The organism is Mesorhizobium sp. M4B.F.Ca.ET.089.01.1.1 (assembly GCF_004022605.1).
Classification (GTDB): domain Bacteria; phylum Pseudomonadota; class Alphaproteobacteria; order Rhizobiales; family Rhizobiaceae; genus Mesorhizobium; species Mesorhizobium abyssinicae.
The window spans coordinates 1-4,754 of record NZ_RZOS01000433.1 but is presented as its reverse complement, the minus strand read 5'-3'; the positions used below and the strand labels follow the sequence as shown (position 1 = coordinate 4,754).

The following is a 4,754-nucleotide window of genomic DNA, read 5'->3' as shown; positions in this document are numbered from 1 at the left end:
GCCCTTGTGCGCGGCTGGGTTGCCGGTGTGCTTGCCGCGTCCCGAGCCGCCTTCCTTCTTGCCGCCGCCATCGTCCTTGTTGACGGTCGCCCAGGCGCGCCGCTCGGCCTCCTTCTCGGATACGCCGCGGTGCTCGTAGCCCTCGGCGATATGGTCGGCCTTGCGTTCCTGCTTGTCGGTGTATTTCGATTTGTCTCCGCGTGGCATTTTTCTGCTCCATTAGATGCCGATCAAGGGGAACGGCCGGCGTCGAGCCTCGTTCCGATTCTGCTCGTCCCGGCTCGTCTCTTTGGTGGAATGGTCTTGGCGCCGCGAAGCCGGTTGAGGACGCGCAGGCCGGTTTCGTATTTCGCGGTCGAAACACCGGCCTGGCGCGCCTGCCAGAGATTGTCGTTCAGGTCGGCCCGCTTGACCGGCAACGCAAGCCGGTTCGACGCGGCCCTGCACAGGAACCCTTGCTCGGTCTCGTCCAGCCTTCTCGTCAGCGCATCGACGGCGGCGACGACGGGCGAGCCGAAGCCCGCCGTCCTTAACCGGCCAAGGGTCCAGCCTTCGCCTTTCTCGACGACGTCATGCAGATAAGCGACGATCTTCTGGTCGAGCGTCTCGACCTGTTCGGCGACGCGGCGGCTGTGCTCGATATAGGGTCCGCCGGTCTTGTCGGTCTGCGACCGATGCGCCTCCTCCGCGATCCTGGCCGCGCGGTACAGCATGCTCATTCTCTTATTTCCTTGCCTGGTCCTCGGTTCAGCCCTCAGCCTTCATCGTGCGCGCTATCTCCAGCAGCCGCTGCCGGTCGTGACCGTGCTCGCGGATGAGTTCCCGGGCCTGTTTCGGCGAAAGGTCGGTGTTCTCCGCCAGGAACCGCACCAGCGGATCGTCGCCGCCCTTGGTGGGCAGCCCCGTCGCCTCGGGAGCATGGCCCGCACCGGGCCGCCGCGGAACGGCGCCGGTGGCGCCAGTATTGTCGCGAGCATCCTTGTCGTCCTTATTCATTGCGTGCTCCTTCCTGTTGGGAGGAGAACCCTTCGCGAAGCATCAGGTTCCCCCGCAGGAACTTTGCCCGCGCCGTCGCATTGCAACGAAGCCCGGCAGGTCGCACGAGCCGGACTGCGGTACCCGTCGAAAGCCGCGCGGGTCGCGGGAGAGGCGATGCCAGAGAATACGAAGAACGAGATCCTCCGTCCGATTCCGGCAAATGCGATCCACATCTGCGTGGATATGCAGCAAATGTTCATGCCGCCGGGCCCGTGGGCCGTCGACTGGCTCCCCGAAACATTGCCGAAGGTGATCCAGCTTGTCGAAAGGCAGCCAGCGAGAACGGTCTTCACGCGGTTCATTCCGGCCCGCAGGCCGGGCGATGGCACCGGCCAGTGGCGCGACTACTATTTGCGCTGGGCCGACATGACGCTCGAACGCGCAGGCGCCGACATCATCGAACTTGCACCGGAACTGCGGCGGTTCGTTCCGCCCGCGCGCCAGTTCGACAAATTCGTCTATTCGCCCTGGTTTGGCGGCCGGCTGCAGCGGGCCCTGGCGGACGACGCCGTCGACACGGTGATCGTGAGTGGCGGCGAAGCCGACATGTGCGTGCTGGCAACGCTGCTAGGCGCGATCGACTTCGGCTACAGGACGGTCCTGGCTCAGGATGCGATCTGCAGCACCTCGAACGAGGCCTACGACGCCATCGTCAGCCTCTTCAGCAAGAGATATTCACATCATGTCGAGGTCGCTCCGGTCGAAGTCATCCTGGAGCTTTGGCGCTAGGCTGAACCGCCATATCGCTTCGCCTTGACCCAATTCCGGAACGGCTATTCGTTCTTCTGCGCCTCCCGGGCGGCAGCCTCCTTCTTCTGCCGCAGCACCTCGTCGGTGCCGACAATCTCCTTGGCGCCGCCGGAAATGGCGGTGGAGACCACGGCCGGCGGATCGCTGGCCGGAAAACTGTCCTCCAGGCCCGCCTCCAACTGCTCCTCGAGCGTGTCCGGACTTTCCGAACGGCCCTGGGTGCGGCGGCCGGCGATCTCCTCGAGATCGCTCTTGGAGTCTGGGTGGTCGCGGACGTTCTTCATCGTCGACACCACCAGTTCGATCGCGAATTCCTTCATCGCCTCGACCTGCGGCGCGGCGACGTCGGAGTCTTCGACAAGGCGGATGAGCGACTTCTCCACCTCCGCCAGTTCCTTCGTTCCCTGGCAGCGGGCCAGCCGCAGCGCCAGCGAATTGAGAAGGGCAGGGGCGAAAGTCGAATAGGCATTCATGCGGGTTTCATCGACATGTTCGGGATGAAGGGTGTGCAGCGACATCGGTTCCTCCGGCAAAAAACTGTCCTCGGGCCTCGGGCAGCCGAGCCATTTTTGGCCGCCAACCCGCGAGAGACGTCCTAATGGAACTGAGGGAGGCGGAACTGGTTCCATTGAGGCATTGCGCTCGGCCATCGCGGCTGCCCAGACCCGGCCGCCGGAAGAGAAGTTGGACTGAAGTCCGATCGAACTGCGCAGAGGGCCGGTGTCCGGTCCGCTCCATCATTTGTTATAGTGCCGTGGCCCCCAACCGGCCTATCCTCCACCATCGGCGGTAATTGACACGGGCATCGCCGACAGCAAGCGAACAGAGCGCTTCCGCCCCAGCACGAGGCAGGAAGCGATGTTCGATCCTACCAAAACCAGCGGTGTGGCTTACCCGGAGGATATGGCCCTCCTGCAGAGGGTCTATGACCGCATCTGCCAAGACCTCGCCATTCTGCCCGGCACCCGCGAAGCGCATACCTTGGCCGCACAGATAATGGATATCTTCGCCAGCGGCGTATCGGACGAGGAGTCGCTTTTCCAACTTCTCAAGCGCGAATTCTGACCCGTCGGTCGTTTCCCTGAAATTCCGCGGCAAGGCTGTGCCCGAGCCGAGCGACTTGAGCTGGCGCATTCCGCGGCGTAACCGCTCCGCCTTATCCACCCTCTTTACAGCCATTAAGCGATATAGGATTATTATCCTATATGAGGCGAGACTCGGGGGGTCGCAATGGTCAGGCGCAACAAGCCCAGGCAGCTATCCGGTCCGGATTTGGAGCGGTTCCTACAGGCAGCGGAGGCGCTGCATAAGAGCATCGTCGGTCCGCTGATATCGCCGCAATGCGATCACTACCGCTCGCTCCAGCTTCTGCATGAGGCGTTGTTGAGGACGGTGCGGGAGGTCACCGGCAAGGAGGTGGCGTTCATCCGGTGGAACGGCACAGGACCAGCCCGGCGCCTTTAGCGACAACTAACGTAGCTAGGAACGCCTGCCGGACGTTCCGTGAACGAAGGGCTGTCAGTCTAGCTCCAATGGGCTATCTTCGCGGCATGAGCATCAAGGACGACATCGCCAGGGTCGAGCAGCACATCCGCGAGATTGAACAGCGGTTGGAGCATCAGCTCGAGGTCATCGCCCAGGCCGAGCAGAGCGGCCTGCCGACAGAGAGGGCGCGCGCCTTCCTGGTGGTTCTGAAGCAAACGCTGGGCTTGAGCCGTGACCATCTGGCCAGGCTTCTGTCGGATGAGATGGAAGAGGGCAACTCCGGAACGGGAGGCGTCCGGTGAAGTCGCCTCCGAGAGCTTTCACTCGGCCATGGCCTCGCGGCGTTTCGAAAACAACCGGCGCAACGCGACTTCGTCGCAGATGCCGTTCTCGAACGCCTGGATGACTTCGTAGGCAAGCTGCTCCCGCTGCTCCTGGTCTTTAAGGGCCAGACGGCGCTCCGCGCATAATTGGTCAAAAACCCTCTGGAGAATCTCCAGATCGACGGGCGTGAATATGCTGCTGTATTTTTTGAAAGCCATGACGCTTTCTCCCTCACCCGGGCGAAGGCGTGATCTGCTCTTTCAAGCATCCGCTCGCCTCGGTTGGGTGCGGACGACGAGAGAATTGTATTCCTGCAATGTGACGTTAGCGAGTCGATTCGGCGTAGGACCGAATAGCCCGGCTTTGCTCCTCCACGGAGTGACAGGAGTTAGGGAAACCGGGCTATCCAGCAACCCCGCTGCCATCTGAAGGATGGGTGGCAACGGGATTTTTGGGACGTGACTAAACGCATGCCCCGCCGCACGGTTCCCCGACATTGGATCTGTCAAAATTGCGCTGGAAAATGGATCGATCCATGGGCCGTTTACACGAGCAGAAAGCCGGCAATGAGCACTGTGAGAACCAGTGAAGCGGGCACGGCGAGCAGCCACCGGGCCTCAAGAACGCTGTTGTCTCTGTCGTCCATCGTTCCTCTCCCAAATAGATATCCCTCCGTTGCGCAACGGTGCCTGCCTGCATTCGTTCCCGGGCTTGGGCCACGGTCTATGGCTTGGTCCGACTGAGGTCTCAGCTCCGGCGGCAAAGGGCCCAGGCGCGGCAACCAACATCCCGGCAACCCATTGGTAGGGCACCGTCGACAGCTAGCCCCTAATCGGCGGTCATCACGGGTGCCCGCCATGTGTCCCTTTCAGCATGGTGGGCGCTTGCAGCAAGGAACGAAACTTGGTTGGCGTCCCCGGTAATGGCGACTGAGGTCCGATGGCCGCACGCAGAGGTCCGAACACGGGAAACAACGGCCCGCCAGTCCATTGGTAGAAGTCGCAGGAGATCATCCCCTCCATCTGCGGCAACCCTGAACTGCCCGCCGCTAACTCCTTGGCGGCGGGCTTTTTGGATTTGACTCTGAAATCCTGCGGAGAGGCCAGCCACCCGAACCCCGAATGGCGGGTTCAGTTTGGCCGCCATGTTTCCATTGC

General features: G+C 62.3%; 8 protein-coding genes and 1 pseudogene. 4 read left to right on the top strand and 5 right to left on the bottom strand.

What is annotated here, in order from left to right:
* The 3 genes and pseudogenes from EN780_RS27840 to EN780_RS27830 all read right to left on the bottom strand — a co-directional run.
* Positions 1-207: plasmid stabilization protein (locus EN780_RS27840; protein ID WP_128275901.1), on the bottom strand; the 207-nt coding region annotated here is incomplete at its 3' end.
* A 98-nt stretch (positions 208-305) separates the two neighbouring features.
* A pseudogene (locus EN780_RS27835) lies at positions 306-719 on the bottom strand (HD domain-containing protein); the annotation flags it as partial.
* 28 nt (positions 720-747) lie between these two features.
* Positions 748-996, bottom strand: a complete 249-nt coding sequence (locus tag EN780_RS27830; RefSeq protein ID WP_127284587.1) for a hypothetical protein — start codon at positions 994-996, stop codon at positions 748-750.
* A gap of 63 nt (positions 997-1,059) precedes the next feature.
* Here EN780_RS27830 and EN780_RS27825 point away from each other — a divergent pair, with 63 nt between their 5' ends.
* Positions 1,060-1,767, top strand: a complete 708-nt coding sequence (locus EN780_RS27825) for an isochorismatase family cysteine hydrolase (protein ID WP_245494562.1) — start codon at positions 1,060-1,062, stop codon at positions 1,765-1,767.
* A 44-nt stretch (positions 1,768-1,811) separates the two neighbouring features.
* Here EN780_RS27825 and EN780_RS27820 read toward each other — a convergent pair whose 3' ends face one another.
* The gene (locus EN780_RS27820; RefSeq protein WP_127284588.1) at positions 1,812-2,306 is read right to left on the bottom strand and encodes a hypothetical protein; all 495 of its coding nucleotides are present in this window, start codon (positions 2,304-2,306) and stop codon (positions 1,812-1,814) included.
* Between the two features lie 340 nt (positions 2,307-2,646).
* On the opposite strand from EN780_RS27820, the gene EN780_RS27815 reads away from it, so the two are divergent.
* The 3 genes from EN780_RS27815 to EN780_RS39010 all read left to right on the top strand — a co-directional run bounded on the left by EN780_RS27815 (position 2,647) and on the right by EN780_RS39010 (position 3,575).
* Entirely contained in the window at positions 2,647-2,853 is a 207-nt protein-coding gene (locus tag EN780_RS27815) for a hypothetical protein (RefSeq protein ID WP_127284589.1), read from the top strand.
* Positions 2,854-3,018: 165 nt separating this feature from the next.
* Positions 3,019-3,252, top strand: coding sequence for a hypothetical protein (locus tag EN780_RS27810; protein WP_127284590.1), 234 nt, complete (start codon positions 3,019-3,021; stop codon positions 3,250-3,252).
* A gap of 86 nt (positions 3,253-3,338) precedes the next feature.
* Positions 3,339-3,575 carry a hypothetical protein gene (locus tag EN780_RS39010; protein WP_127393308.1) on the top strand — a complete coding sequence of 79 codons (237 nt, stop codon included), beginning with the start codon at positions 3,339-3,341 and terminating at the stop codon, positions 3,573-3,575.
* Between the two features lie 18 nt (positions 3,576-3,593).
* Here the strand turns inward: EN780_RS39010 and EN780_RS27805 are convergent, their stop codons facing one another.
* Positions 3,594-3,815 (bottom strand): hypothetical protein, encoded by a 222-nt coding sequence (locus tag EN780_RS27805; RefSeq protein ID WP_189556783.1) that lies wholly within the window; start codon positions 3,813-3,815, stop codon positions 3,594-3,596.
* Between the last annotated feature and the right edge of the window lie 939 nt (positions 3,816-4,754).

Coding starts and splice junctions, on each gene's coding strand:
- EN780_RS27830 (WP_127284587.1), bottom strand. CDS start 996: ATGAATAAGGACGACAAGGATGCTCGCGACAATACTGGCGCCACCGGC.
- EN780_RS27820 (WP_127284588.1), bottom strand. CDS start 2,306: ATGTCGCTGCACACCCTTCATCCCGAACATGTCGATGAAACCCGCATG.
- EN780_RS27815 (WP_127284589.1), top strand. CDS start 2,647: ATGTTCGATCCTACCAAAACCAGCGGTGTGGCTTACCCGGAGGATATG.
- EN780_RS27810 (WP_127284590.1), top strand. CDS start 3,019: ATGGTCAGGCGCAACAAGCCCAGGCAGCTATCCGGTCCGGATTTGGAG.
- EN780_RS39010 (WP_127393308.1), top strand. CDS start 3,339: ATGAGCATCAAGGACGACATCGCCAGGGTCGAGCAGCACATCCGCGAG.
- EN780_RS27805 (WP_189556783.1), bottom strand. CDS start 3,815: ATGGCTTTCAAAAAATACAGCAGCATATTCACGCCCGTCGATCTGGAG.